General features: G+C 71.9%; 20 protein-coding genes and 2 pseudogenes. 5 read left to right on the top strand and 17 right to left on the bottom strand.

What is annotated here, in order from left to right:
• Positions 1-142: 142 nt before the first annotated feature.
• From QFZ71_RS15695 to QFZ71_RS15655, 9 genes and pseudogenes are all read right to left on the bottom strand, one after another.
• Positions 143-1253, bottom strand: a pseudogene (locus QFZ71_RS15695) (MFS transporter); the annotation flags it as partial.
• A 70-nt stretch (positions 1254-1323) separates the two neighbouring features.
• Positions 1324-2490, bottom strand: a complete 1167-nt coding sequence (locus tag QFZ71_RS15690) for a MalY/PatB family protein (protein ID WP_307668840.1) — start codon at positions 2488-2490, stop codon at positions 1324-1326.
• Between the two features lie 88 nt (positions 2491-2578).
• On the bottom strand, positions 2579-3610 hold the full coding sequence (fbaA, locus tag QFZ71_RS15685; protein WP_307668839.1) for a class II fructose-bisphosphate aldolase: 1032 nt from the start codon (positions 3608-3610) through the stop codon (positions 2579-2581).
• 212 nt (positions 3611-3822) lie between these two features.
• Positions 3823-4362 carry an orotate phosphoribosyltransferase gene (gene pyrE, locus QFZ71_RS15680; protein WP_307668838.1) on the bottom strand — a complete coding sequence of 180 codons (540 nt, stop codon included), beginning with the start codon at positions 4360-4362 and terminating at the stop codon, positions 3823-3825.
• A 48-nt stretch (positions 4363-4410) separates the two neighbouring features.
• Positions 4411-5217, bottom strand: a complete 807-nt coding sequence (locus tag QFZ71_RS15675; protein ID WP_307668837.1) for an aldose 1-epimerase — start codon at positions 5215-5217, stop codon at positions 4411-4413.
• Positions 5218-5296: 79 nt separating this feature from the next.
• Positions 5297-6199, bottom strand: coding sequence for an SRPBCC domain-containing protein (locus tag QFZ71_RS15670; protein ID WP_307668836.1), 903 nt, complete (start codon positions 6197-6199; stop codon positions 5297-5299).
• A gap of 188 nt (positions 6200-6387) precedes the next feature.
• Positions 6388-7986, bottom strand: a complete 1599-nt coding sequence (locus tag QFZ71_RS15665) for a polyamine aminopropyltransferase (protein WP_307668835.1) — start codon at positions 7984-7986, stop codon at positions 6388-6390.
• Between the two features lie 67 nt (positions 7987-8053).
• On the bottom strand, positions 8054-8575 hold the full coding sequence (locus QFZ71_RS15660; protein WP_307668834.1) for a DUF2617 family protein: 522 nt from the start codon (positions 8573-8575) through the stop codon (positions 8054-8056).
• A gap of 683 nt (positions 8576-9258) precedes the next feature.
• On the bottom strand, positions 9259-9549 hold the full coding sequence (locus tag QFZ71_RS15655) for a hypothetical protein (RefSeq protein WP_307671469.1): 291 nt from the start codon (positions 9547-9549) through the stop codon (positions 9259-9261).
• Positions 9550-9686: 137 nt separating this feature from the next.
• On the opposite strand from QFZ71_RS15655, the gene QFZ71_RS15650 reads away from it, so the two are divergent.
• The gene (locus tag QFZ71_RS15650; protein ID WP_307668833.1) at positions 9687-10886 is read left to right on the top strand and encodes a pyridoxal phosphate-dependent aminotransferase; all 1200 of its coding nucleotides are present in this window, start codon (positions 9687-9689) and stop codon (positions 10884-10886) included.
• A 104-nt stretch (positions 10887-10990) separates the two neighbouring features.
• Here QFZ71_RS15650 and QFZ71_RS15645 read toward each other — a convergent pair whose 3' ends face one another.
• Both QFZ71_RS15645 and clpB read right to left on the bottom strand, forming a co-directional pair.
• Complete coding sequence (locus QFZ71_RS15645; RefSeq protein ID WP_228994959.1) at positions 10991-11536, bottom strand: YbjN domain-containing protein; 546 nt, start codon at positions 11534-11536, stop codon at positions 10991-10993.
• Positions 11537-11766: 230 nt separating this feature from the next.
• Positions 11767-14355 (bottom strand): ATP-dependent chaperone ClpB, encoded by a 2589-nt coding sequence (gene clpB, locus QFZ71_RS15640; RefSeq protein WP_307668832.1) that lies wholly within the window; start codon positions 14353-14355, stop codon positions 11767-11769.
• A 356-nt stretch (positions 14356-14711) separates the two neighbouring features.
• Between clpB and QFZ71_RS15635 the strand changes: the two genes are divergently transcribed.
• Positions 14712-15113: a pyridoxamine 5'-phosphate oxidase family protein gene (locus QFZ71_RS15635; RefSeq protein ID WP_307668831.1), complete on the top strand. Its 402-nt coding sequence runs from the start codon at positions 14712-14714 to the stop codon at positions 15111-15113.
• Between the two features lie 129 nt (positions 15114-15242).
• Here the strand turns inward: QFZ71_RS15635 and QFZ71_RS15630 are convergent, their stop codons facing one another.
• Together QFZ71_RS15630 and QFZ71_RS15625 are read right to left on the bottom strand one after the other, a co-directional pair.
• Positions 15243-15563 carry a (2Fe-2S)-binding protein gene (locus QFZ71_RS15630; RefSeq protein ID WP_307668830.1) on the bottom strand — a complete coding sequence of 107 codons (321 nt, stop codon included), beginning with the start codon at positions 15561-15563 and terminating at the stop codon, positions 15243-15245.
• Positions 15560-15772 carry a hypothetical protein gene (locus tag QFZ71_RS15625; protein ID WP_307668829.1) on the bottom strand — a complete coding sequence of 71 codons (213 nt, stop codon included), beginning with the start codon at positions 15770-15772 and terminating at the stop codon, positions 15560-15562. Before QFZ71_RS15625 ends, QFZ71_RS15630 begins: the two co-directional genes overlap by 4 nt.
• A 134-nt stretch (positions 15773-15906) precedes the next feature.
• Between QFZ71_RS15625 and QFZ71_RS15620 the strand changes: the two genes are divergently transcribed.
• From QFZ71_RS15620 to QFZ71_RS15610, 3 genes and pseudogenes are all read left to right on the top strand, one after another.
• Positions 15907-16941 (top strand): helix-turn-helix transcriptional regulator, encoded by a 1035-nt coding sequence (locus QFZ71_RS15620; RefSeq protein ID WP_307668828.1) that lies wholly within the window; start codon positions 15907-15909, stop codon positions 16939-16941.
• Positions 16942-17158: 217 nt separating this feature from the next.
• Positions 17159-17362 (top strand): annotated as a pseudogene (locus tag QFZ71_RS15615) (LuxR C-terminal-related transcriptional regulator); the annotation flags it as partial.
• Between the two features lie 59 nt (positions 17363-17421).
• Positions 17422-17946: a hypothetical protein gene (locus QFZ71_RS15610; protein WP_307668827.1), complete on the top strand. Its 525-nt coding sequence runs from the start codon at positions 17422-17424 to the stop codon at positions 17944-17946.
• A gap of 117 nt (positions 17947-18063) precedes the next feature.
• On the opposite strand, the gene QFZ71_RS15605 is transcribed toward QFZ71_RS15610, so the two are convergent.
• The 4 genes from QFZ71_RS15605 to dnaK form a co-directional block, all read right to left on the bottom strand.
• On the bottom strand, positions 18064-18516 hold the full coding sequence (locus QFZ71_RS15605; protein ID WP_032767066.1) for a heat shock protein transcriptional repressor HspR: 453 nt from the start codon (positions 18514-18516) through the stop codon (positions 18064-18066).
• 1 nt (position 18517) lies between these two features.
• Complete coding sequence (gene dnaJ, locus QFZ71_RS15600; RefSeq protein ID WP_307668826.1) at positions 18518-19705, bottom strand: molecular chaperone DnaJ; 1188 nt, start codon at positions 19703-19705, stop codon at positions 18518-18520.
• A gap of 93 nt (positions 19706-19798) precedes the next feature.
• Positions 19799-20449 carry a nucleotide exchange factor GrpE gene (grpE, locus tag QFZ71_RS15595; RefSeq protein ID WP_307668825.1) on the bottom strand — a complete coding sequence of 217 codons (651 nt, stop codon included), beginning with the start codon at positions 20447-20449 and terminating at the stop codon, positions 19799-19801.
• Positions 20446-22299 (bottom strand): molecular chaperone DnaK, encoded by a 1854-nt coding sequence (dnaK, locus tag QFZ71_RS15590; protein WP_073768500.1) that lies wholly within the window; start codon positions 22297-22299, stop codon positions 20446-20448. The genes grpE and dnaK overlap by 4 nt, the downstream gene beginning before the upstream one ends.
• Positions 22300-22493: the final 194 nt, after the last annotated feature.

Genomic DNA, 22493 nt, shown 5'->3' with positions numbered 1-22493 from the left:
CACGCCCCGGCGGCACCGCGCCCCGGCCCGCTCGTGGAAGCCTCGGGGGGCGGCTCACCCGTCGCCGTGCTCCTCCCCCGCGTACGGCTCACCGGACGCCGCGCTGGGCTCGCCCGCCGCCGCGCTGTCCCCCGCGTACGGCTCACCGGTCGCCGTGCTCCGGTTCCAGCGGCGGGGAAGCGACCCCGCAGTGCACCGCGCACGCGGGCCGCTCGCCCCGCGCGGCGGCGGGGGCCGGGGCGCGCACCGTCCACCAGGCGAGGAGCGCCCCGGCCACCAGCAGCCCGGCGCACATCGGCATCGCCCGCCGGAAGGTCGCGGCGAACTCGCCCGCGTCCCGGTACGCCTCCGGCCCCATCCCGGCGAGCAGCGGCAGCGCGGCCACCGCGATGAGCCCGGCGGCCCGCGCGGCGGCGTTGTTGATGCCGCTGGCCAGCCCCGCCCGCCCGGCGTCCACGGCGGCCAGGACGGTCGCGGTGAGCGGGGCGACGACCACGACGAGCCCGGCGCCGAGCACCACGACGGCGGGCAGCACCTCGCCCGCGTACCCGCCGGTCCGGCCCCACCCGCAGCATCAGCAGCATCCCGGCGGCGGCCAGCAGCGGCCCCGCCGTGAGCGGGATCCGGGGCCCGATCCGGCGGCCCAGCTCCCCCGACCGGGCGGAGAACAGCAGCATCAGCACGGTGGTGGGCAGCAGCGCGGTGCCGGCCCCCAGCGCCGAGTATCCGGCGACGACCTGGAGCTGGATCGCGGAGAGGAAGAAGAAGCCGCCGAGGGCCGCGTAGACGCAGAAGGTCACCAGGTTGACCGAGGTGAACAGGCGGGAGCGGAAGATCGACGGCGGCAGCATGGGGTCGGCCCGCCTCCGCTCCACCGCCACGAACACGGCCGCCAGAACCAGCCCGCCGACGGCCGCCCCGACCACCACGGGCGACGCGCCCCGCGCGGGGGCCTCGATCAGCGCGTACGTCACCCCGGCGAGCGCCAGCGCCGCGAGGGCGGCCCCCAGCACGTCGAACCGGCCGTGCGCCGCCGGATCGCGCGACTCCGGTACGTGCCGGAGGGCGACGGGGACGCAGAGCGCGGCGAGCGGCAGATTGAGCAGGAACACCCACCGCCATCCGGGCCCGTCGACGAGCCACCCGCCCACGAAGGGCCCCACGGCCGCCCCCACCCCGCCGAACCCGGACCACAGCCCCACGCCCCGCGCCCGGTCGTCCGGATGGAAGCTCGCCTGGATCAGCGCCAGCGAGCACCGCTACGAAGGCACCGGCCACCGCCAGCCGGTCAGCGCAAGACCCCCACCGGCCACCGCCCACCGGTCAGCGCAGGGCCTCCACCGCCCGCACCAGCGCCTCCACCCCCAGCACCGCCTTCTCCCGCGGGCACCCCACGTTCAGCCGGAGGAAGCCGGGCGCCCCGTAGACCGCGCCCCCCATGATTGCCACCCGTTCCCGCTCCACCAGCACCCGCTGCAACGCCTCGTCGTCCACACCCAGCGGACGCAGGTCGATCCACGCCAGGTAGCCGGCCTCGGGCGGCGTCCACCCCAGCTCGGGCAGGGCGTCGCCCAGCCGCCGCGCGACGTACGCCAGGTTCCCCGCCGTGTACGCGCGGACCGCGTCCAGCCACGCCGCACCCTCCCGGTACGCGGCGATGTGCGCGGTCAACGACAGGACGGCGGGCGACGCCAGGCCCTCCGCCGTCTCCATCCGCCGCAGGAACTCCGTCCGGTCCCCGGCGTCTCCGATGAACCCGTACGACCCGGTCAGCGCCGGGAAGTTGAACGCCTTCGAGCCTGAGGTGACGAGCGCCCAGCGCCCGCCGCCCGCCACCCGCGTCCACGGAACGTGGACGCGCCCGACGCCTCCCTCGTGCACGAAGTCCGCGTGGATCTCGTCGCTGATCACGGCGACCCCGTGCCGCTCGGCCAGCTCCGCCGTGCGGGCCAGCTCACCCGCCGTCCACACCCGGCCGGTGGGGTTGTGGGGCGAGCACAGCACCAGCGCCTTCGCGTCCGGCCGGGCCAGCTCCCGCTCCAGCGCCTCCTCGTCCCCCACCGGCACCCCGCGCAGCTCGCGCCCGAGCCCGGTGACCGCCTTGCGGAAGCCGTCGTACGTGGGGGTGTGGACGACCACGCCGTCGCCCTCGGCCGTCCACATCTGGAGGAGCTGGGAGAGCTGGCTGAGGACGGACGGGCCGTAGACCAGCTGCCCGGTGTCGATCGCGGTGCCGTACCGGGTGGCGTACCAGTGGGCTATCGCGGAACGGAAGTCGTCCTGCTGCCAGGTGGTGTAGCCGAACACCCCGTGGTCCACGCGCGCCCGGAGCGCGGCCAGCACCTCGGGGGCGGTGGCGAAGTCCATGTCGGAGATGGTGAACGGCAGCAGGCCGTCGGCCCCGAAGCGGTCGGCGACCCCGTCCCACTGGACGCACCAGGTGCCCCGGCGGTCGACGACGGTGTCGAAATCGTAGGGCGCGCTCGCCACAGATCCTCTTCTCTCGCGGCACGGCGACGGGCCCGGCCCTCCGGAGGAGGACCGGGCCCGACACCGTACGTCCGTGCCTACGGGGTGGTTACTTCAGCTTCGTGCCGGTGGAGCGCAGGTTCGCGCACGCCTCGGTGACGCGCGCGGCCATACCGGCCTCGGCGAGCTTGCCCCAGGTGCGGGGGTCGTAGGTCTTCTTGTTGCCGACCTCGCCGTCGACCTTCAGGACACCGTCGTAGTTGCGGAACATGTGGTCCGCGACCGGGCGGGTGAAGGCGTACTGGGTGTCGGTGTCGAGGTTCATCTTCACGACGCCGTTCTCCAGCGCGGTGGCGATCTCCTCGGCGGTGGAGCCGGAGCCGCCGTGGAAGACGAAGTCGAACGGCTGGCTGCCGGCCGGCTTGCCGTACTTCTCGGAGACGCCTGCCTGGAGGTCCTTGAGCAGCTCGGGACGGAGCACGACGTTGCCCGGCTTGTAGACGCCGTGGACGTTGCCGAAGGAGGCGGCCAGCAGGTAGCGGCCCTTCTCGCCCAGGCCCAGGGCCTCGGCGGTGCGCAGCGCGTCCTCGACGGTCGTGTACAGCTCGTCGTTGATCTCGTGCGTGACGCCGTCCTCCTCGCCGCCGGTCGGGGTGATCTCGACCTCAAGGATGATCTTGGCGGCGGCGGCCTTGGCCAGCAGCTCCTGGCCGATGGCCAGGTTGTCGGCGAGGGTCTCGGCCGAGCCGTCCCACATGTGGGACTGGAACAGCGGGTTCAGGCCCTTGGCGACGCGCTCGGCGGAGATGTCGAGCAGCGGACGTACGTACCCGTCCAGCTTGTCCTTGGGGCAGTGGTCGGTGTGCAGCGCGATGGTGACGTCGTACTTCGCGGCGACGATGTGCGCGAACTCGGCCAGGGCGACCGCGCCCGTGACCATGTCCTTGTTGTACTGGCCGCCCAGGAACTCCGCACCGCCGGTGGAGATCTGGACGATGCCGTCGCTCTCGGCCTCCGCGAAACCGCGCAGGGCCGCGTGCAGGGTCTGGGACGAGGTCACGTTGATGGCCGGGTAGGCGAACTTGCCCGCCTTGGCCCGGTCGAGCATCTCGGCGTAAGCCTCGGGGGTTGCGATGGGCATCTGACCGCTCCTTGGGATGTGCGGGTGTGCAGGCGTAAGTCCCTGACCTGGGGGCGACGTCATCGTCGCCCCCATCTTCCCAGACTCGCCCTGCGGCTCCACCCGGCGGACCCCGTTGGATACCGGACGGTGATGGGTCAGGGGTGGACGGTTTCACGTGAAACGGTCCACCCCTGGCGAAAAACGCAGGTCACCCCGCGTACGCGTGCGGCTCAGGCCAGATCGAGGTCGGCCACCGAGTAGACGTGCACGTACGGCAGGCCCGCCTCCGCGATGGCCGGGGCGGCCCCGCGCTCGACGATCACGGCGACGGCGACGACCTCGCCGCCCGCCTCGCGCACCGCCTCGACGGCGGTCAGCGGCGAACCGCCCGTCGTCGAGGTGTCCTCGACGACCAGGCAGCGGCGGCCCTTCACGTCGGTGCCCTCGATCCGGCGCTGCATCCCGTGCGCCTTCTGCGCCTTGCGGACGACGAACGCGTCCAGGCTCTTACCGCGGGCGGCGGAGGCGTGCAGCATCGAGGTGGCGACCGGGTCGGCACCGAGCGTCAGCCCGCCGACGCAGTCGTAGTCCAGCTCGGCGGTGGCGTCGAGCATGACCTGGCCGACCAGCGGCGCGGCCTGGCCGTCCAGCGTGATCCGGCGCAGGTCGATGTACCAGTCGGCTTCCAGGCCCGAGGAGAGGGTCACCTTGCCGTGCACCACGGCCTTGTCCTTGATCTGCTGGAGCAGGTCAGCGCGTACGTCAGTCATGACCACGAGGGTAAGCGGTGGAGCCCGGGCCCACGGCCGGGCACCGGCTCAGAGCCGTGTCCAGCTCCAGGTCGTCGTGATCTCCAGCGGGTCGATCGGGGTCACCAGCCGGGGCGCGGTGTTCAGCCCGTTCGGCGGTCCGGACTGCGGCTCCACGCACACCGCCTCGTCCTGCTCGTCGTAGACCACCACCCACTCACCGCGGCTCCTGACCGTCAGCTCCAGCTGCTCCGGCCAGGTGAGCTTCACGTCCACGCCGTCCGGCATGCCGAAGCAGTCGTCCCACGGTCCGGGTACGGGGTCGATGCGCTTCCCGGTCGGCAGGTGGTCCGCGCCCCGCTCCTCCTGCCAGCCGGGCTCGAAGGAGAGCTGGGCGTCCTGGCCGCCGAGGTTGCGGTGGAACCAGGGGTGCCAGCCCGCCTGCGCGGGGAAGGAGTCGCCGTACGTCTCGACGGCGAGACCGAGCGTCAGGGAGTCCCCGGTCAGCTCGAAGGTCTGCGTCACCCGGCCCTCGTACGGCCAGGGGTCGGCGAGGTCGTAGGAGAAGGCGGCCCGGCCCTCGGCCAGCCCGGCGGCCGTGTACGCCGGCCGCCAGGAGGTGTCCCGGCCGGTGCCGTGGATGGCGTGCGGCGGGGAGTTGAGCGGCAGTTCGTGGAGCACGTCACCGTTGCGGAACTGTCCGTACCCGGTGCGCCCGCACCAGGGGACCATAGGGAAGCAGCCGTACCGCTCGCCCTGGCGGAGCAGTTCGGTGGACCCGATCCGCAGGCTGCTGATCCGGCAGCCGTGCAGCGGGTCGATGGTCAACTCGGCTTCGCCGACGGTCAGCCTGACGTTCTCTTCGCTCCTGCTCACCCGACGACCCTACTGGCCCGCCCCCTGCCACCGCCTCCGGCCCGCACCACCTCCGCGTCCGCCGTCGCCCCGGCTCCGGCTACCTCCGGCGTCGCAGCGCCCGGCCGAGCACCACGGCGGAGGCGAGCGCGAGGGCGGCGGCGGGGGCGACCCACCGCAGGGCGGTGCTCGCACCGCCCGACTCCGGGGACGGCACGGGGGCGTAGCGGCCGCGCGGGGGCGCGTGATCGACCTCCTCGGCACTGCGCCCGATCATGGTGCGCCGGGCGTGCGCGGCCTCGGCGGGCGGTTCCTCCGGAACGGTGAACTCCAGCCCGGCGACGGGGTCGAGCGAGGGCGGCGGCACCGGGGAGTCGTAGACGGACGGGGCGGCATCGGAGCCGGAGCCCGAGCCGGGGCCGGGAGCACCGGAAGCGTCACCGTCACCGGCCTCCACAGCCTCCGCGCCGTCACCGGAGCCGGCATCGGCTTCCACGCCGCCACCGGAGCCGGGAGCAGCACCGTCACCGGAGCCCGCGTCCTCCCCCCGCGCCGCCAGCGACTCCGTGACGAGTTGCTGGGTGAAGCGGTCCAGGAGGCGGTGGGCGGCCGCGAGGGCAGCGCCCTCCTCCAGCTCGACCAGTCGCCCGTCCCCGTCGGCCGTACCGCTGTAGGCGAGCGTGGTCCCGCCGTCCGTCTCGGTGAGCGCGACGGTCAGGATCAGCTCGACCGCGCCGTCGCCCCGAGCCTCCACGCCCTTCCCGGTCACCGAGAAGCGCCGCCCGTCCGGGACGACTCCGTCCTCCGGACCGGTGAGCCGCAGCTCGCCCCGGTACGTGATGGTGTGGCCACCGGCCCGCAGTTTCAGCCGGCCCGCCAGGGGCGACGCCGACGCGTCGGCGTCCTGCTGGAAGCCGGGTACGCAGCGGGCGACCCGGACGGGGTCCTCCAGCGTGCGCAGCAGGGTCGGGGCGGGAACCGGAACGAACACCTCATGCTCCATGGCAACCGAGCCTAATCCGCCCCGGCCCGGACGTCAGCGGTTCCGTCCACCGAAAGCCTCCCCGCTCACCGGACGCCCCGCTCGCGGGAAGCACCGGCGCGGCCGCGCCCCGCGCCGCCCCCACACCACCGCTCACCCGGCCCCCCGCCGCCCCCTCTCCGCCGGGCTCCGCCCCGCCCCCTCCGGGCTCACGCCTCCTCCCAGTACCGGGGGTGGATCAGCGTCGACGGAGCGAGGCCCGGCAGGCGGGCGCCGGCCGCCACCCGTGCGCCCTCACGCAGCTCCCGGCCCCTCAGCGACCGCGGCTCGGGCCCTCCGGCGGCCAGCACGATCCGTGGGGCCGTGCCCGGTCCGGCGAGGAGGAAGCCCCAGTCCTCCCGCTCCCGGTCGTCGTCGCCGCCCCGGTCCGGGCTCGCGGCGAAGCCCCCGTACCGGCCGGTGACGCGGTACGGGCGGGGGGCGAGACCGCCCGCGCGCACCGACGCCTCCACCGTCCAGAAGGTCTGCGGCCGGGCCTCCAGCGGTCCGGCGTGCACCACGAGCCGCCCGTCCGGGGCCAGGGCCTCCGTGATCAGCCCGTAGAACTCGGCGGAGTACAGCTTCGTGCTGGCGGTGATGCCCGGGTCCGGGAGGTCGGAGATCACCACGTCGTAGCGCCCCCGGTCGGTCCGGAGCCAGGGGAACGCGTCCGCCGCGATCACCGTGAGGCGCGGGTCCCGGAAGGCGTGGTCGTTCAGCTCGGAGAGGGCGGGGTCGGTACGGGCCAATCGGGTGACTCCGGGGTCCAGCTCGACGACGGTGACCGAGCGGACGTCCTCGTAGCGCAGCACCTCGCGGGCGGCGAGCCCGTCGCCGCCGCCCAGGACGAGCACGCGGGCCCGGGGGCCGTTCATGGCGGGGTGCACCAGCGCCTCGTGGTAGCGGTACTCGTCGCGGGCGCTGACGCGCAGCCGGCCGTCCAGGTAGAGGTCGAGGGAGTCGCGGTCGGCACCGGTCAGGACGACCTCCTGGACCCCGGTCTGGACGGCCACCCGCACCTGGTCGCCGTAGACCGCACGGCGCGCGGCCCGCTCGAAGTCGTCGACCAGCACGGTGGCGGTGGCCAGCACGGTGATCACCGAGACGTTGACCAGGACGAGGAGCCACCGGGTACGGGCACTGAGGTCGCGCCGGAACACCCACAGGACCAGGGCCCCGCCCGCCGCCGCGTTGACCGAGCCGGTGAACAGCGTGCCGGTCAGCTGTCCCAGCACCGGCAGCAGCAGAAAGGGGAAGGCGAGCCCGCCGACCAGCGCGCCCACGTAGTCGGCGGCGAAGAGGTCGGCGACGGTTCCGTCCGCTTCCTGCCGGTCGACGCGCTGGATCAGCGTCATCAGCAGCGGGATCTCCGCCCCGATCAGCACCCCGATCGCCAGCGAGAACCCGACCAGGACGTACTGCGACTCCCCGAGCCAGGCGAAGGAGGCGTAGAGCACCAGCGCCGAGGAGCCGCCGATCAGCGCGAGGGCGGCCTCCAGCAGGCCGAACCCGACGGCGGCGTGGCAGCGCAGACGTTTCGCCAGAAGGGAGCCGATCCCCATCGCGAACACCATCACGGAGAGCACGACGGACGCCTGGGTGACCGAGTCTCCGATCAAGTACGAGGCGAGCGCGACCAGTTCGAGCTCGTAGACGAGACCGCAGGCGGCGCAGACGAAGACCGCGGCCAGCACGAGGAACCGGCCGGTCCCCGGCCGCACGGGGAGCGGCGCCGCGCCCCCTCGCAGCGACGTGTGCTGGTCGATCATGATGCGAACGCTACGTCACTGGACCGTCGCGCCTTGTCACCCACACGGGTGCAAGTGCCCCGGCCGCTCAGACCGCGACCGCGGGCACCCGCGCCCCCACCCGCGTCCGGGTCACCACCAACTGCCCTTCCTGCGGGTACGCGTGCCAGGTCCGCCACCGCACCTGACCCTCGGCGCGCTGGGCGAGCATCGCGGTGAAGGCGTACGGACTGCCGGGGAAGGTGCCCACCAGTCCGTGCGGATGGTCGCTCACGAGGGCGAGCAGCTCCTGCGCCCGGCCCGCGAACTGACCCTGGGTCAGCATCTCGACGCGGGCCGCGAATTCGTACTCCCGGTCGCCGAGGCGCTTCGAGACGCCGAGGGGCAGAGGGGTACTGCTGCCGGGCATGCAGGCCACGGTCTCGGAACAGGTCCCGCCCTCCTCCCGAAGGAGGACCTGATGGGAGGCGCCGAGCAGCCTCAACTGGAGTTCGGAGCCGCCGAGCCGGAGGTCGAGGACCGCCAGGGCGGGCAGCGGCTCCCGCCCCAGCATCCAGGCCAGGTCGGCGGCACGGGTATCGGAGTAGGCCGTCTGGAGGGTGGTGAGCATGGGTGGGCTCCGCAAACACACATGGACACCTGGACAGCGGAACGCCCCGGACAGACTGCGCGTGGGAGGTGAGGGGCGCCCGATCTGGTCCAACTGGGGTCCGAGGGCTGAATGTTCTCTTCGACGAGGGAAGCACGAAGTGCACCGCGCCCACAGCGTTTTCGCCCAACTTGCCGTGGTTTCCATCCCCTCGGGGGCCCACGGGTTCACGTGTTCAACCGAAAACGTCCGCGTCGCTCAACGAAAAGACGCCCGGAGGGAGTTCACCCTCCGGGCACCTGGTGTGAGATCACTGTCCGTGACCCTCGACGGCTGGGTCAATCACCGCCTCCCCCACCGCATCCAGCCCCGCCCCCGCACGAGTGCCCTCCGGAGCGACGGCTTCCGCCGGGGCCTCGGCTCCCGCCGGGGCCTCGGCTCCCGCCCGAAGGCCGTCCACCTCCACCGCCGGGACGAGGCGCGCCCTTCCGGCCGGCATCCCGGCCGCCACAGCGCACCATCCCCCACACGAGCCACACGGCGCCCACGATCGGTGCCCCCAGCAGCAGCACCGTCAAGACGATCTCCATGGCCGCCACCCGCCTTACCCTCCCGAAGCGAGGTCCCCCGTCGCTTCCCCGTTGGTGCGCCCGCCCCCGGGCCCATGGCCCCGTCAGCCGCCACCGGCGGCGGGGGTGGCCCCGTCAGCTGCTGCCCCCGCCGCAGCCACCCCCGCCCCCGCCCCCGCACGACGAGCCGCCGCCGCAGGAGTGCCCGCCGGAACCGGAGTCGCTGCCGGACCCGGAGTCGCCCCACGACCACCAGCTGCCGCCGGAGTCGCCGGCGCCGAGACTCTCGCCGCCCGCCGACGCCGACGAGGAACGCCGGCCCTTGGTGCGCGCGTGCGCCGTCCTGTTCCCACCGGTGGCCCGCAGAACGGCCAGCAGTCCTCCGACGACGAGCGCCGAGATCAGCACCGCGATGAAGACGCCCATGGCCCCCACCCGCCTTTCCTTCCCCCGAAGCGAGGTCCCCCGTCGCTTCCCCGTTGTTGTGACAGGGGGATTCCCGGGGTCCCCGCGCGCCAAAGCGCACTTGAGCAACTCCAGAGCTTCGGCCCAGGATGACGCCCATGACACAGGGACGAGCCACTCAGGAAACCCCGGAACGGGAGCGGCGGCCGCTGCTCAACCGCCGCCTCGCCGCGTTCGGCACGACGATCTTCGCCGAGATGTCCGCGCTGGCCGTGCGGACCGGCTCGATCAACCTCGGCCAGGGCTTCCCGGACACCGACGGCCCCGAGGAGATCCGCGAGGCGGCGGTCCGGGCGCTGCGGGCCGGACTCGGCAACCAGTACCCGCCGGGCCCCGGCGTCCCGGAGCTGCGCGCCGCCGTCGCCGCCCACCAGGAGCGCTTCTACGGCCTGAGCTGGTCCCCGGAGACGGAGGTGCTGGTGACCACCGGGGCCACCGAGGCGATCGCCGCCTCCCTGCTGGCCCTGCTGGAACCGGGCGACGAGGTCATCGCGTTCGAGCCGTACTACGACTCGTACGCCGCGTGCATCGCCCTGGCGGGGGCCCGGCGCGTACCGCTCACGCTCCGCGCCCCCGGTTTCCGCCCGGACCTCGGCGAACTGCGCTCCCTGATCACCCCGCGCACCCGCCTGCTGCTCCTGAACACCCCGCACAACCCGACCGGCACCGTGCTCACCCCCGACGAACTGGCCGGCATCGCGGCGCTCGCGGTGGAACACGATCTCCTGGTGGTCACCGACGAGGTGTACGAGCACCTGGTCTTCACCGGGGCGCACCACCCGATCGCGGCGCTCCCCGGTATGCGCGGGCGCACGGTCTCGATCTCGTCCTCGGGCAAGACGTTCTCGTACACGGGGTGGAAGGTCGGCTGGGTCACCGGGGAGGCGCCGCTGGTGGCGGCGGTGCGCTCGGCGAAGCAGTACCTCACCTTCGTGAGCGGCGGCCCGTTCCAGTACGCGATCGCCGAGGCGCTGGCCCTGCCGGACGCGTTCTTCACGGGCTTCCGGGAGGACATGCACCGCAAGCGCGACCTGCTGGCCGAGGGCCTGCGGAGTGCGGGCTTCCGGGTGTACGAGCCGGAGGGGACGTACTTCATCACCACCGACATCACCCCCATCGGCGACGAGGACGCCTACGCCTTCTGCCGCGCCCTGCCGGAGCGCTGCGGGGTCGCGGCCGTACCGAACTCCGTCTTCTACGACGACCCGCAGGCGGGCCGCAGCCAGGTCCGCTTCACCTTCTGCAAGCGGGACGAGGTGCTGGAGGAGGCGGTGGAGCGGCTGGGCAGGCTGGGCTGAGCACGGGGCGGCGGCCGGGTACCGCGGTCGTCCGCCCACGGAAACGGCCCGGAAGGCGGTCGGGGATGACCGTCTTCCGGGCCGTGGCCGTCGGCTGCCGGGACTCAGGCGCCCGCGGGCTCCTCGCCCTCCGGCTTGTCCTCGGCGGGCTGGATGCCGAGGTGCTCCACGAGCCACTTGTCGAACTCGATCGAGGCGCGCACCCAGCTCACCGTCGAGGAGACGAAGTGCTCCAGGCTCACGCCGGTGCCGATGAGCATCTGCGCCTCACCGATCAGCCGGACGGAGCCCGCCTCGTCGCCCTCGCCCTCGTGGGCGTGGGTGTAGACCTTGGGCCACAGGGTGCGGCGGTTCCAGTCGTCGATGGCGTCCAGCAGGACGGGACGCTGGTCCAGGTCGTGCGGGCGGTCGTAGAACGTACGGACCGAGAAGACCTGCTGCTCCGCCTCGCCGCGGAACATGAAGTACGTGCGGAACTCCTCCCACGGCGCCGCGAGGTCGCCCTCGTCGTCGACGACGTACTTCAGCTCCATCTGGTCGAGCAGCTGCTTGACGAGGTCCTGGTCAGGGACGACGGGGCCCTCCGGTCCTGCCGCCTGCGGTTCGGGCTGGCCCCCGAAATTAGGAATCGAGGACGGATCGATGCTCACCGTTATTTCCCTTCGTGCGGTTGCCGCCATCCTCTCCCATGGCAGGCGGGGCATGGCAAGCCCGCGCGGCTCCTATCCGCCACAAGCTGACAGACGGCGTGCGCGGACGGGGGTGCGCGGGCCTGCGGCCACGGGCCGTGACACCCTGCGACCCCCGGTGGCCGCCGTGGCGCCCAGGGGGGCGCTCCGGGGACCTCCGGGGGCCGCAGGCCGCCTCCGGACCTCCCGGCCTACGCGGCGGGGCCCACGATCAACCCGTCCTCGGCCCGGTCCACCCGTACGGTGTCGCCGTCGCGGACCTCGCCGGACAGGATCTCCTTGGCCAGCCGGTCCCCGATCGCGGTCTGGATCAGCCGCCGCAGCGGGCGCGCCCCGTACGCCGGGTCGTTGCCCTCCGCCGCCAGCCAGGCCAGCGCCTCCGGCGTGACGTCCAGGGTGAGCCGGCGCTCCGCGAGCCGCTTGGCCAGCCGGTCGATCTGGAGCCCCGCGATGTGGGCCAGCTCGTCGCCGGAGAGCGCCGAGAAGACCACCAGGTCGTCCAGCCGGTTGATGAACTCCGGCTTGAACGAGGCCCGCACCACGTCCAGCACCTGCTGCTTCTTCACCTCGGGCTTGACCAGCGGGTCCATCAGGAACTGGGAGCCGAGGTTGGAGGTGAGGACGAGGATGGTGTTGCGGAAGTCGACCGTACGGCCCTGTCCGTCGGTGAGCCGGCCGTCGTCGAGGACCTGGAGCAGGACGTCGAAGACCTCGGGGTGGGCCTTCTCCACCTCGTCCAGGAGCACGACGCTGTACGGGCGGCGGCGAACGGCCTCGGTGAGCTGGCCGCCCTCCTCGTACCCGACGTAACCGGGCGGGGCGCCGACGAGCCGGGCGACGCTGTGCTTCTCGCCGTACTCGCTCATGTCGATGCGGATCATGGCCCGCTCGTCGTCGAACAGGAAGTCCGCGAGCGCCTTCGCCAGCTCGGTCTTGCCGACGCCGGTGGGGCCGAGGAAGAGGAACGAGCCGGTGGGCCGGTCCGGGTCCGCGATCCCCGCCCGCGTGCGGCGTACGGCGTCGGAGACGGCCTGCACGGCCTCGGTCTGCCCGATCAGCCGCTTGCCCAGCTCGCTCTCCATCCGCAGCAGCTTCTGGGTCTCGCCCTCCAGCAGCCGCCCGGCCGGGATGCCGGTCCAGGCGCCGACGACGTCCGCGATGTCGTCCGGGCCGACCTCCTCCTTGACCATGGTGTCCTTGTCCTTCGAGGCCTCCTCGGCCTCGGCGGCCTCCTCCAACTCGCGCTCCAGGCCGGGGATCTCCCCGTACAGCAGCTTGGAGGCGGCGTCGAAGTCGCCCTCGCGCTGGGCGCGTTCGGCCTGGCCGCGCAGTTCGTCGAGCCGCTCCTTCAGCTCACCGACCCGGTTGAGGCCCTGCTTCTCCTTCTCCCAGCGGGCGTTGAGGCCGCGCAGCTCCTCCTCCTTGTCCGCGAGGTCGCGGCGCAGCTTCTCCAGACGCTGCCGGGAGGCGGGGTCGGACTCGTTCTTGAGCGCCAGCTCCTCCATGCGCAACCGGTCGACGGAGCGCTGGAGTTCGTCGATCTCCAGCGGAGACGAGTCGATCTCCATCCGCAGCCGGGAGGCCGCCTCGTCGACCAGGTCGATCGCCTTGTCGGGGAGGAAGCGGGAGGTGATGTAACGGTCGGAGAGGGTCGCGGCGGCCACCAGCGCCGAGTCCGCGATCTGCACCTTGTGGTGGGCCTCGTAACGGCCCTTGAGCCCGCGCAGGATCGCGATGGTGTCCTCGACGGTGGGCTCGGCCACCAGCACCTGCTGGAAGCGGCGCTCCAGGGCGGGGTCCTTCTCGATGCGCTCGCGGTACTCGTCGAGCGTCGTCGCGCCGACCATCCGCAGCTCGCCGCGGGCCAGCATCGGCTTGAGCATGTTGCCCGCGTCCATGGCCGAGTCGCCACCGGCGCCCGCGCCGACGACCGTGTGCAGCTCGTCGATGAACGTGATGATCCGCCCGTCGCTCTCCTTGATCTCGGAGAGGACGGTCTTCAGACGCTCCTCGAACTCACCCCGGTACTTCGCCCCGGCGACCATCGCGCCCAGGTCCAGCGAGACGAGCCGCTTGTCCTTGAGGCTCTCGGGGACGTCGCCCTTGACGATGCGCTGGGCGAGCCCTTCGACGACGGCGGTCTTACCGACGCCCGGCTCACCGATGAGCACGGGGTTGTTCTTCGTGCGGCGCGACAGCACCTGCACCACGCGGCGGATCTCCTGGTCGCGGCCGATGACCGGGTCCAGCTTGCCCTCGCGCGCGGCGGCCGTGAAGTCGGTGCCGAACTTTTCCAGGGCCTTGTACTGGCCCTCCGGGTCGGGAGTGGTCACCCGGCGCCCTCCCCTGCTCGTCTCGAATGCGGCCAGCAGCTTCCTGGTGCCGGCGCCCTGCCCGTCGAGGATCTCACCGGCACGGCCGCCCTTCGCGGCGATCCCGATGAGCAGGTGTTCGGTGGAGATGTAGTCGTCGCCCAGCTCCTTCGCCCGCTGGGAGGCGTCCTGGACGACGGCCAGGAGCTCGCGGTTGGGCTGCGGCGGGGCGACGGTGGAGCCGGTGACGCTGGGCAGCGTGCCGAGCAGCCGCTCGGTCTCGCCGCGCACGGCGGCCTGGTCGGCCTCGACGGCGGCGAGCAGGTCGATGACGTTCTCGTTGTCCTGCCCCTCCAGCAGCGCGAGCAGCAGGTGCCCCGGAGTCAGATCGGGGTGCCCGTCCTTCACGGCCCTGCTGGTGGCCGCGTTGATGGCGTCCCGGCTCTTGTTGGTCAGCTCGGCGTCCACGTGTGGTTACTCCTCCTCGCAGCTGGCGGGTCGCGCATGAGTCCATGCATTGACTTCAACGACGTGTACAAAGTTGAGTCTACTCCACTCAAGGACGGGCGTGCACGCGCCGGGGGCGGCATTTCGGAGGGCGCGGGCGCCGCGAACGGGCGAGGCGGGGCGCAGGTGCCGCGCGGACCTGCGGCGACCGGGGCCGTGGGCGCTGCGGACCGTCGGCGACCGGGGACGCGAGCACTGCGGACCGACGGCGGGGACGCGGGCGCTGCGGACCGACGGCGGGGACGCGGGCGCGGCAGACCACCGGCGCGAGCGCGGGCGGCGCGGGCCGCCGGCGCGGGTGCTCGTACGCTGCCCCCATGGCAGACGTACGCAACCCCTCACCCGAATACGTCGCGTTCTGGCGCGAGAGCCACCTGTCCACGCTGACGACCCCCCGCCCGGACGGCACGCCGCACGTGGTCCCGGTGTGCGTGACGTACGACCCGGAAGCCGGGGTGGCGCGCGTGATCACGGACGGCGGCAGCCGCAAGGTCGCCCATATCCGGGCGGCGGGACCGGAGGGGGCGCGCGTGGCCGTCTGCCAGATCGACCGGGCCCGCTGGGCGACCCTGGAGGGCCGCGCGGTCATCCGTACCGAGCCGGAGGCCGTCAAGGACGCCGAGGCCCGCCACGAGGAGCGCTACGGACGCCCCCCGCGGATCAACCCGACCCGCGTCGTCGTCGAGATCACCCTCGACCGGGCGCTCGGCAAGGTCTGAGGCCGCCCGGTCGCGCACGGCCGGACTCCGGCCGCGGGAGCAGCACAACGGCGCCACCGCGTTCAGGTCACGGTGGCGCCGCTGTGTGGGGGAAGCGCCTGGAGCGACAGGTGACGACGGGGGAATCGCTCAGGCGCTGCGGGGGGTGGCGGAAAGGGGTTCTGCGTCGAACAGCTCGTGGTCCCGCTGATCGAGATTGACGAAGATCATGCCGTACCTGACGGCACAGCGAACCGGCTGCGGAGCACCACGGGGCCGGCGGAGGCAGCGATAAGCGCGGACGTCCTCGTCCTCTTCCATCACCACGACGACCGGCTCTCCGAACAGGGTGACCATCAACGAGTCGCCACGACGGGGGAGGGCCGTGAGCAGATCGATGAAATGCCACCCTGAGCGATAGGCGGACGCCATCTCGCGCCGGAAGGTGCGGTCGTCCGGCGGGGTGCTCATGCGCGGGCTCCTTCCGGCAGGTCGACGGCCGAGGGCGATCCGGGCGCCGCCCCCACCGTCCGTGCGGGCATCAGGTCCCAGGCCAGGTCAGGGGGCGGAGCAGCCAAGGCGTGCACATCGGCCACACCACTGTTCACGCCGCCCTCCACGAGGCCAAGAGCACTCAGCGCTCCGGTCGTCACCCCGACGGAGAGGGCAACAGCAAGCACCGAGCGAAGCGTTTTGTAACTCATGATGGGCTTCGTCCTCACTTCCCAGGTTTCCTCTCCCCCGCAAAACAAGACGATGGCCCATCCAGGCACGTCAATGCCACAGAACCGATGCATCATGTTCCTGCTGATTCATGTTCCTGGGGGGTGGAGAATTGACCACAGAAAGCACTAAAGCGACACATCCCCACGCGGTAAGCGCGATGTGTGACGAGGGGGCGCGGCTCTACGCGAGCGCGCTGAGCGTGGGCAAGATAGCTCGCACAGAGGCGGAGGAGGCCCCCTGCCTGCTGGAATTCGCCCTGCTCCACCCCGACCCCGACGATCCCACCTGGCTTCGTCCGGTGCCACCGTCAGCCGCGCTGACGCAGCGGCTTCACCCGATCGAGCGAGAGATCCAGGAGCGGAGACGCCGCTCGGTCGAGCTCACCGAGGCGTTCGAACCCTTCATGGCGATCAGCGCGCAGGCGCCGCCGATGACGCACGCCATCACGGTCCTCGAAGGCATCGGCCGCATCAACGCATCCATAGAACTCGCCCTGGCGGAGTGCCACTCGGAAGTCCTCACGATTCAGCCCGGTGGAGGGCGCAGCGAGAACGCCCTGACCATCGCCATGGAGCGCGGCCGCATGCTCGCCGCTCGAGGTGTGGGCATGCGGACCCTGTATCAGCACACCGTCCGCCACAGCCATGGGACTCTCAGCTATGCGGCGCAGATGGCCGACAGCAAGGTCGAGATCCGAACGCTCGAAGAACTCATAGAGCGGCTCATGATCTTCGATGACACCGTCGCTTTCATACCGGCCACGGATGACCGCACCGTAGCCCTCGAACTGCGGCACCCCGGTATCGTGGAGTACCTGACCAAGGTCTTCGAGCAGTTCTGGCACCGCGCGGTTCCCCTCCAGGAGCAGATTCCGTACGAGTCCCCGTCCGACGGCATTTCCGGGGTGCGGCATTCCATCGCAAAGCTCCTTGTGGAAGGCCACGTCGACGAAGCGATCGCCCGCCGCCTCGGCATGAATGTCCGCACCTGCCGCTCCCACATCGCCAAACTCAGCGTCGCACTGGGCAGCAACAGCAGAGCCCAACTCGGTTACCTCATAGCACGGTCAGGAATTCTGGAGTCCGGACCGGACCCCGCGCTTCGCCCCACAACCCGGGCGTGACCGCACAGAGGGGGAGAGCACGGCCACGCCCAGGTCCGCCGGGGGAGTTCCCCGCTCTCCCGCCTCCTCCACCCTCACCCCACACCTGAGCCGGCACCACCCTCCCCTTGTTGCACTGCACGAAGCGGGGGCCACGCATGGTCATCGAGACGGAACAGGACACTCTCCGCACGGAACAGCCGAGTTGTGCGAGCCGGCGCTCCGGATGCACGGGGCGGTCACCCCGGTCCAGCGCAGCATCGCCCGCCTCCTCACCGAAGGCCACGTCGACGACGTCGTCGCCCGCAGGATGGGCATCGGCGTCCGCACCTGCCGCGCCCACATCACCACACGCATGCGGCCCCTCGGCGCCACCAGCCGCACCCACCTCGGCGCCCTCCTCATCGGCTCGGGCATCGTAGAGGCACGCCGGCACGGCTGATCCGCCGGCGCGGCGCTCCACAGGCGCGATCGGACGACTCCAAGGACCACGAAGCCCAGATGACCGACTCCACCCCCCTGCCGGCCGCCGTCGAGGACGACCACTTCGGGGCCATCCAGGTCGAACTCACCGGAGAGCGCGGCGAGACGATCGTCGTGAGCGGCGAGCGCATCCCGCGCGTCGTCCTCACCCGCGCCCCCGGCGCGATCGTCGACGACCACATCGCCATCGGCACCCGCGACCCCCGCCACCTCACCCTCACCGTGGACGGCGAGGAGGCGACGATCAAGCCCGGCAAGGGAAAGCTCCGCCGCCGTTCCTACCGGGTCGACGTCCGCTGCGCGGGCACGTCCTACCGGCTCGTGCCCGACTCGATCCCGAGCAGCCGGCTGCTCCGCGACGGCAAGCGCATCGGGGACTTCTCCTCGGGCGGCGACCGCCGGGTCCTGGCCGAATGGCGGGAGGGGGCCGCGGTGGAGCCGCTCGACGCGGCGATCGCCTACACGCTGGCGGCCGCCTTCGGCACCGGCGGTCAGCCGATGTGGATGATGCTGGTCGAGGCGGTCAGTGAACTCCTGCCGTAGAGGGGGCGGGCGCGTGTACGTGCACCGGGCGTCCGTGTACGTACACGCGAAAGGGGCCGGGAGCGCGTGCGATCCGCTCTCCCGGCCCCTCGTCCCGCCGTCGGCGGGCGAGCGGTGCTACTCCGTGGGCCGCTTCGGCTTCGGCCGCCAGACCACCAGCGCGCCGGTCTGCTGCACGTCCTGGTACGGCACCAGGTCACGGCGGTACGAGGCGTGCACCTGGGCCTCGCGCTGCTGCATGGCGACCGCCGCGCCGTCCACCGCCGCCGACAGCTCGGCGACGCGCTGCTGGAGTGCGGCGACCTGGTTCTCCAGCTCGATGATCCGCTTGATGCCCGCCAGGTTGATGCCCTCGTCCTGCGACAGCTGCTGCACGGTGCGCAGCAGCTCGATGTCGCGGGCCGAGTAGCGCCGCCCGCGCCCGGCCGTACGGTCCGGGGAGACCAGGCCGAGGCGGTCGTACTGGCGCAGCGTCTGGGGGTGGAGGCCCGAGAGCTGGGCCGCGATCGAGATCACGTACACCGGTGTCTCATCGGTCAGCTGGTACGGATTGCGTCGACGGCCGTCCATCTCAAGCTCCCTTCGCGGCCTGGAACAGTTCCGCCCGCGGGTCCTCGTCCGCGGTCGCCTTCCGGTAGGCCTCCAGGGCGTCCCTGGCCTCCTGGTCCAGTTCCCCGGGGACCGCGACCTCCACGGTGACCAGCAGGTCGCCGCGGGTGCCGTCCTTGCGCACCGCGCCCTTGCCACGGGCGCGCATCGTACGCCCGTTGGGGGTGCCGGGGGGAAGCTTCAGGGTGACCGGGGGGCCGCCGAGCGTGGGGACCTTGACCTCGCCGCCGAGCGTCGCCTCCGGGAAGGTGACGGGCACGGTGACCGTGAGGTTGTCGCCCTTGCGTCCGAAGACCGGGTGGGCGTCGACGTGGACGACGACGTAGAGGTCGCCGGCCGGGCCGCCTCGTTCGCCCGCGCCGCCCTTGCCGCGCAGCCTGATCCGCTGGCCGTCGGAGACGCCCGCCGGAATCCGCACCTGCATGGTGCGCGCCGACTTCGCCCGGCCGCTGCCCTTGCAGACGTCGCACGGGTCCTGGGCGATGAGGCCCCGGCCCTTGCAGTCCACACAGGGGTCGGTGAGCGAGAAGCCGCCGCCGCTGCCGCGCGAGACCTGGCCGGTGCCGACACAGGTCGGGCAGACCCGGGGGGTGCCGTTCTTGTCGCCGGTGCCGGAACACGCCTTGCAGGGCGCCTGGCTCGACATCCGCAGCGGGACCGTGGCCCCGTCGACCGCCTCGGTGAAGCTGAGCGTCACCTCGGACTCGATGTCCTGGCCGCGCTTGGGCTGGACGCGGGTGCCCGCGCCGCCGCGGTTGAACAGCCCGCCGAAGACGTCGCCGAGACCGCCTCCGCCGCCGAAGCCGCCGCCCGCGCCGCCCTGTCCGCCCGGTGCGCCCCCGCCGAAGAGGTCGCCCAGGTCGAAGTTGAAGTTGCCGCCCGCACCACCGGGGCCGGCCCGGAAGCCGCCGTTGCCGAAGAGGGCGCGCGCCTCGTCGTACTCCTTGCGCTTCTTGGGGTCGCCGAGGACGTCGTTCGCCTCGGAGATCTCCTTGAAGCGCTCCTCCGCCTTGGCGTCGCCCTTGTTGGCGTCCGGGTGGTTCTCGCGGGCGAGCTTCCGGTACGCCTTCTTGACCTCGGCGTCGGTGGCGTCCTTGGGGACGCCGAGAACCTTGTAGTAGTCCTTCTCGACGAAGTCCTTCGTGCTCATCGACGTCCCTCCTTCCGGACGATCGGCCGAGCGGCCGGCCCGTGGGCCGGCCGCCGGGCCGCGCGGTGGGCCCCGTGGTGGTCAGACGCGTCGTCAGACCTCCTCGGTGCCACCGCTCTCCTCGTCGTCGGTCTTCTCTTCCTTGGCCGCGGCGGGCGTGGCGCCCGGCTGCGGCTCGGCGACGGCCACCCGCGCGGGGCGGATGGTGCGCTCGCCGATGCGATACCCCGGCTGGAGGATCGCCACGCAGGTCGTCTCGGTGACGTCCGGCGCGTAGCTGTGCATCAGGGCCTCGTGGATCGTCGGGTCGAAGGACTCGCCCTCCTTGCCGAACTGCTGGAGGCCCAGCTTCGCCACGACGGTCTCCATCGACTCGGCGACCGACTTGAAGCCGCCGACGAGCTCGCCGTGTTCCCGCGCGCGGCCGATGTCGTCGAGCACGGGAAGGAGCTCGGACAGGAGGTTCGCGACGGCGATCTCCTTGACCGTGACCCGGTCCCGCTCCACGCGGCGGCGGTAGTTCTGGTACTCGGCCTGGAGCCGCTGGAGGTCCGCGGTGCGCTCGCCGAGCGCGCTGCGTGCCTGGTCCAGCTGGGCGGTCAGACCGACGGACTTGTCCGTGTCCCCGGCCGGGGCCGCCGCCTCCTCCTCGGAGGGGTCGGCGGCCTTCGGCTCGGCGTCATCAGGGGTGGCGCCGGAGGGGACGTCGGGCTTCTCCTCGAAGCCCGGAGTCTCCTCGGTCACGCCGCACCGCCCTTGGTGTCCTTCTCGTCGTCCACGATCTCGGCGTCGACGACGTCGTCATCGGCCTTGGCCTGACCGTCGCCCGGCGCCTCGGCACCCGGCGCCGCACCCTCGGCCTGGGCGTTGGCGTACATCGCCTGGCCCAGCTTCTGGGAGACGGCCGCGACCTTCTCGGTGGCCGTGCGGATCTCGGCGGAGTCCTCGCCCTTGAGCTTCTCCTTCAGCTCCTCGACCGCGGTCTCCACCTCCGTCTTGACGTCGGCGGGGACCTTGTCCTCGTTGTCCTTGAGGAACTTCTCCGTCTGGTAGACGAGCTGCTCGCCCTGGTTGCGCGACTCGGCGGCCTCGCGACGGGCGTGGTCCTCCTCCGCGTACTTCTCGGCCTCTTCGCGCATCCGGTTGACCTCGTCCTTCGGCAGCGAGGAGCCGCCGGTGACGGTCATCTTCTGCTCCTTGCCGGTGCCGAGGTCCTTGGCGGCGACGTGCATGATGCCGTTGGCGTCGATGTCGAAGGCGACCTCGATCTGCGGCACGCCGCGCGGGGCCGGCGGCAGACCGGTCAGCTCGAACATCCCGAGCTTCTTGTTGTACGCCGCGATCTCGCGCTCGCCCTGGTAGACCTGGATCTGGACGGACGGCTGGTTGTCCTCGGCCGTCGTGAAGATCTCGGACCGCTTGGTCGGGATCGTGGTGTTGCGCTCGATGAGCTTGGTCATGATCCCTCCCTTGGTCTCGATGCCGAGGGACAGCGGGGTGACGTCGAGGAGCAGGACGTCCTTGACCTCGCCCTTGAGGACACCGGCCTGGAGCGAGGCGCCGATGGCGACGACCTCGTCCGGGTTCACACCCTTGTTGGCCTCCTGGCCGCCGGTCAGCTCCTTGACGAGCTCGGCGACGGCGGGCATACGGGTGGAGCCACCGACGAGAACGACGTGGTCGATCTCGGAGAGCTGGATGCCCGCGTCCTTGATGACGTTGTGGAACGGGGTCTTGCAGCGGTCCAGGAGGTCCGCGGTCAGCTGCTGGAACTGCGAGCGCGTGAGCTTCTCGTCCAGGTGCAGCGGGCCCTCGGCGGACGCCGTGATGTACGGCAGGTTGATCGTGGTCTCCGTCGAGGACGAGAGCTCGATCTTCGCCTTCTCCGCGGCCTCGCGGAGACGCTGGAGAGCCATCTTGTCCTTGGACAGGTCCACGCCGTGGCCGTTGGCGAACTGCTTCACCAGATAGTCGACGACGCGCTGGTCCCAGTCGTCACCACCGAGGTGGTTGTCGCCGTTGGTGGCCTTCACCTCGACGACGCCGTCGCCGATCTCCAGGAGGGACACGTCGAAGGTGCCGCCACCGAGGTCGAAGACGAGGATCGTCTGGTCGTCCTTGTCGAGGCCGTACGCCAGGGCGGCGGCGGTCGGCTCGTTGACGATGCGCAGGACGTTCAGGCCCGCGATCTCACCGGCCTCCTTCGTCGCCTGACGCTCCGAGTCGTTGAAGTACGCGGGGACGGTGATGACCGCGTCGGTCACCTTCTCGCCCAGGTACGACTCGGCGTCGCGCTTCAGCTTCTGCAGGATGAAGGCGCTCATCTGCTGCGGGTTGAAGCTCTTGCCGTCGAGGTCGATCTTCCAGTCCGTGCCCATGTGGCGCTTGACGGAGCGGATGGTCCTGTCGACGTTCGTGACCGCCTGGCGCTTGGCGACCTCGCCGACGAGCACCTCGCCGTTCTTGGCGAAGGCGACGACGGACGGCGTGGTCCTGGCGCCTTCGGCGTTGGTGATGACGGTGGGCTCGCCGCCTTCGAGAACGCTGACGACGGAGTTAGTCGTGCCCAGGTCGATGCCGACCGCACGTGCCATTTCAATTCCTCCAACTGACTACTTGAGCGGATCTGACTCAAGGATGCATCACATCGCCGCATGCGTCAACAGAGCTGAGTCGACCGGACTCAACTTACATGCTTACGCAGAACACATCCCTGCCGGTCGGGACGCCACAGCGCCATGTCTCCGCCCGCCACACCCCTCGCACACCACCCGGCCCGCCACTCCGG

Source organism: Streptomyces sp. V2I9 (assembly GCF_030817475.1).
In the GTDB taxonomy this organism is placed as follows: Bacteria; Actinomycetota; Actinomycetes; order Streptomycetales; family Streptomycetaceae; genus Streptomyces.
Note: the sequence above shows the minus strand (reverse complement) of the source record. Positions and strands in the feature narration are given on the sequence as shown.